The sequence below is a fragment of the Bradyrhizobium sp. genome, from assembly GCF_017881085.1.
GTDB lineage: Bacteria > Pseudomonadota > Alphaproteobacteria > Rhizobiales > Xanthobacteraceae > Bradyrhizobium.
On sequence record NZ_JADGRI010000412.1, the window covers coordinates 1 to 3,937 of the forward strand.

Below are 3,937 nucleotides of genomic sequence, written 5' to 3' on the forward strand. Positions count from 1 at the left end.
CCGCCATAGCGCACGCCCTGGCCGACCAGCATCACCGGCCGCTCGGCGCCGAGCAGCATGTCGACCGCCTTGACGACGCCTTCGGGATCGGCGCCGCAGCGGCTGGAAATATTGCCGTTCCAGGCCTTCGCGTTCGGCGCTTCCTCGGCGGCCGATTCCATGAACACGTCGAAGGGAACATCCAGCACCACCGGCCCCGGACGGCCCGTGGTCATGGTCTTCCAGGCTTGCCGGATCGCGAGCGGCACCATCTCGCCGCGCGTCGGCTGGAACACCTTCTTGCAATAGGCGCGCACGGTGGAGGGAAAGTCGGCCTGATAATGCCGGTATAATTCCTGGAACGCGCCGCGATTGAACTGGCTGGTCGGCACGTTGCCGGTCACCGCCAGGAACGGCACTGAATCGAGAAATGCGTTGCCGAGCGAGATCGGCAGGTTCGCCGAGCCCGGCCCGCAGGAGGTGAAGGTCGCGGTCGGCCGTCCCGAAACGCGGTAATAAACGTCGGCCATGAAACCGGCGACGCTTTCATGGTGCACCGAGATGGTCTTGAGCTCGTCGGAGCGCTCATACAGCGCGTCGATGAACTGGATGTTGCCGTGGCCGCACAGGCCGAACACCTGCGGCACTTTTTCCTGGATCAGGTAATCGACGATGACCTGGGCCCCGTTGAGCGCATTGCGCGGCGACATCGCTTCTCTCCTTGACCGTTCGACTTCTTCTCAGGAGATCGGCGTACGCAGCCGACACCGCCCCGGGAGCGCGGCACCCTATTTCTCATAATACTGTACGTCAATTTATATTGTGGTAGGATGATGCAAAGCCGTCCCGTGGAGAGCCTGGCCTGTGAGAGCGCGAACCAAGCAAAAGACCCCTGAGAAGCCGGCCAGTCCGCGCAAGTCCGCCATCGCCAAGCTGGTGCCGCCGCCGCAGAATATCGACGACGACGCCGACGACCGGCAGCGGGTCGGCGTCCAGTCGCTCGGCCGCGCCTTTGCGATCCTCGAAGAGGTCGCACGCCACCGCGACGGCATCGGGCTTGCGGAACTGAGCAAGCTGGTCGGCCTGCACAACTCCACCACTTTCCATCTGGCGAAGACCATGGTCTCGCTGGGTTATCTGCGTCAGGAGAAAGAGACAAAACGCTACCGGGTCGGCCGGCCGCTGTTCGCGCTGGCCGCCAGCGCGCTCGACGAAATCGAAATGGTCAATGTCGCGACCCCCATTCTCGAGGAACTGTCGCGCGAAACCGGCGAAAGCGCCCATTATGCGGTGCGGATGGGCGACGCCGTGGTCGTGATCGCGCGCACCAGCGGGCCCGGCGCGTTTCAACTGACCGACCGCGTCGGCGTGGTGCGCCCGGCCCATTGCACCGCGCTCGGCAAGATCATTCTGGCTTCGCTGCGCCCCGATCAGTTGAAGCGTTTTCTCGATCGCGTCGAGATGAAGCCCTCGACCGACAAGTCGATCACCGACGTCGCGGTGCTGTTGCGCGAAATCGCCGAGATCAAGCGCACCGGCATCGCCTTCGACGACGGCGAATTCAATCCGGAAGTGCGCTGCGTCGCGGTGCCGGTCAGCGATTTCACCGGCCAGGTGATCGGTGCGCTCGGTATTTCCGGCCCGATCTGGCGGCTGTCGAACCAGGCGTTGCACAACAGCGCGAAGGTCGTCGAGGCCACGGCCCGCCGATTGTCACAGGAATTCGGCGCCAAGGGCGCGGCGGATTCTTCCTGAGGACGACGCGGGACGGCGCTTTTGACGTTGACAGCGGCGACCGCGTCCGGAAATATCATCCAACAATAGAAAAACGTCTCTCACATTCTCGCATAAGCCGGATTGAAGGGGGACATCGCGGAACGCCCTTTGGGAGGAGACCAACGATGACCCGCTACAGCCGACGAACCCTGTTGAAAGCCAGCGCCGCCTTTGCCGGCGCATCGACACTCGGATTTCCGTCGATCGTCCACGGCCAGACCGAAAAGATAAAGATCGGCCACCTCACGCCGCTGACCGGCTTTCTCGGCGCGCTCGGTACCTATGCCCAGCTCGGCATGAAACTGGCCGTGGAGGAAATCAACGCCTCGGGCGGCGTGATGGGACGCCAGTTCGACGTCATGTCGGAAGATTCGGTCAATCCCGCCACCGCCGCGACCAAGGCGCAACGCATGTTCGAGCAGGACGGCGCGACCGTGCTGATCGGCGAAATCAATTCGGCCTCCGCGCTGACCATCATGCAGGTGGCTGCGCGCAACAAGAAGCTGTTCATGCAGACCGGCGCGCGAAGCGACGCGCTGCGCGGCAAGAACTGCAACAAATACACCTTCCACACCGATATCCCGAACACGGTGATGGTGAATACGGTCGGCCAGGCGCTGCTGCGCGACAATATGGTGAAGGACAAGAAGTTCTTCACGCTGACCGCCGACTACATTTTCGGTCATGACCTGCTCAATGCGGCCAAGCGTTTCTTCGCGGCCAACCAGGGCAATCTGATCGGCGACGAACTGATCGCCACCGACGTCACCGATTTCAGTCCCTACCTGCTCAAGATCAGGCAGGCAAAGCCCGACGTGGTCTGTTCGAACCTCGCCGGCAATCAGGTGACGACCCTGATCAAGCAATATGCCGAATTTGGCCTTCCCTACCCGATCGTCGGCTTCAACCTCAACACCGCCGATGCCTGGGCGGCCGGTGACGGCAATCTGAGCGGCACCTGGCCGACGGTCTGGTATCACACGCTGGACGTGCCGGCGTCCAAGACCTTCGTGGCGAACTTCACCAAGAAATACGGCAAGCCGCCGGAGAACCATGCCTGGATCGAATACATCGCCTTCAAGATGATGGCGCAGGCCATGAACGAGACCAAGTCGACCGACACCGACCCGTTGATCGCCTATTTCGAAAAGGAAACGGAGTTCGACATCCTCAAAGCCCGCAAGGCGCATTTCCGCTCGTGGGACCATCAGCTGATGCAGGAAGCCTATCCGTTCACCGTCAGGGCGAAGGGCCAGGCCAAGGATCAATGGGACTTCATCGCGCTCGGCTCCGCGCTTCCCAAGGCGGGCGAGCCGCTGGAATCGCTGGCGTCGACGAAAGAACAGAACCCCTGCTCGCTGTAACCGCTGCGTCGGTCGCCCGGCGCCCGCCCTCGCTTCGGGCGCGCGCCGGGTGACCGCGTTTTAACGGCCCGGTCGCCACCGCCGCCGACATCGTGTGTGCCTTTCCGGGATCGAGCATGCAGTTCGGATTCTTGCTGGAACAAGTGGTGAATGGCCTCGTGCTCGGGGGCTATTATCTCCTGATCGCGCTCGGGCTGTCGCTGATCTTCAGCGTCGGCGGCGTGGTCAATCTGGCGCATGGCGCGTTCTACGCGCTCGGTGCCTATGTGTCGGTCGAGATCACCAAATATCTCGGCTTCGGACTGGCCGTCGTGATCTCGCCGATCGCGGTCGCGATGCTGGGCATTCTGTTCGAGCGCTACATCCTGCGCCGCTTCTACACCGCCGATCCGATCCTGAGCCTGCTGGTCACCTTCGGCCTCGCCATGGTCGCCGAACAGGCGATCCGCATCATTTGGGGCGCGGCGCCGCTGTCGGCGTCGATCCCGCCGGTGTTTCGCGGCTCGGTGATCGTCGGCGACTTCCTGTTTTCGCGCTACCGCGTAATGCTGCTGGCGGTGGTCGCCGTCGTGCTGCTCGCCGTCTGGCTGCTGCTGCACAAGACCTCGTTCGGCCGCGTCGTGCGCGCCGGCATCCAGCGCCCGGACATGGTCGCGGCACTCGGCATCCGGTTGCAGCCCTACATGACCGCGATCGTCATGCTCGGCGTCGGCATGGCAGCGATGGGCGGCGCGTTCTTTGCGCCGATCACGATCGTGCATCCGGCCATGGGGGCCGAGATCATCACCGTCGCCTTCGTCGTGGTCGTGATCGGCGGG

The 3,937-nt window shown here is 63.2% G+C and carries 4 protein-coding genes; 3 read left to right on the forward strand and 1 reads right to left on the reverse strand.

All coding sequences use genetic code 11. The features are described 5' to 3' along the window. Positions 1-689 (reverse strand): thiamine pyrophosphate-binding protein (locus tag QZ213_RS25655; protein WP_291688864.1); only part of this gene is annotated, 689 nt, incomplete at its 3' end. Positions 690-843: 154 nt separating this feature from the next. Between QZ213_RS25655 and QZ213_RS25660 the strand changes: the two genes are divergently transcribed. From QZ213_RS25660 to QZ213_RS25670, 3 genes are all read left to right on the forward strand, one after another. Next, complete coding sequence (locus QZ213_RS25660) at positions 844-1,734, forward strand: IclR family transcriptional regulator (protein WP_291688865.1); 891 nt, start codon at positions 844-846, stop codon at positions 1,732-1,734. A 146-nt stretch (positions 1,735-1,880) separates the two neighbouring features. After that, entirely contained in the window at positions 1,881-3,119 is a 1,239-nt protein-coding gene (locus tag QZ213_RS25665) for an ABC transporter substrate-binding protein (protein WP_291688866.1), read from the forward strand. A 116-nt stretch (positions 3,120-3,235) separates the two neighbouring features. Then, a partial coding sequence (locus QZ213_RS25670; protein ID WP_291688867.1) for a branched-chain amino acid ABC transporter permease occupies positions 3,236-3,937 on the forward strand: 702 nt, incomplete at its 3' end.

Excerpts from the sequence above, each read along its gene's own strand:
- QZ213_RS25665 (WP_291688866.1), top strand. The coding sequence starts at position 1,881 with ATGACCCGCTACAGCCGACGAACCCTGTTGAAAGCCAGCGCCGCCTTT.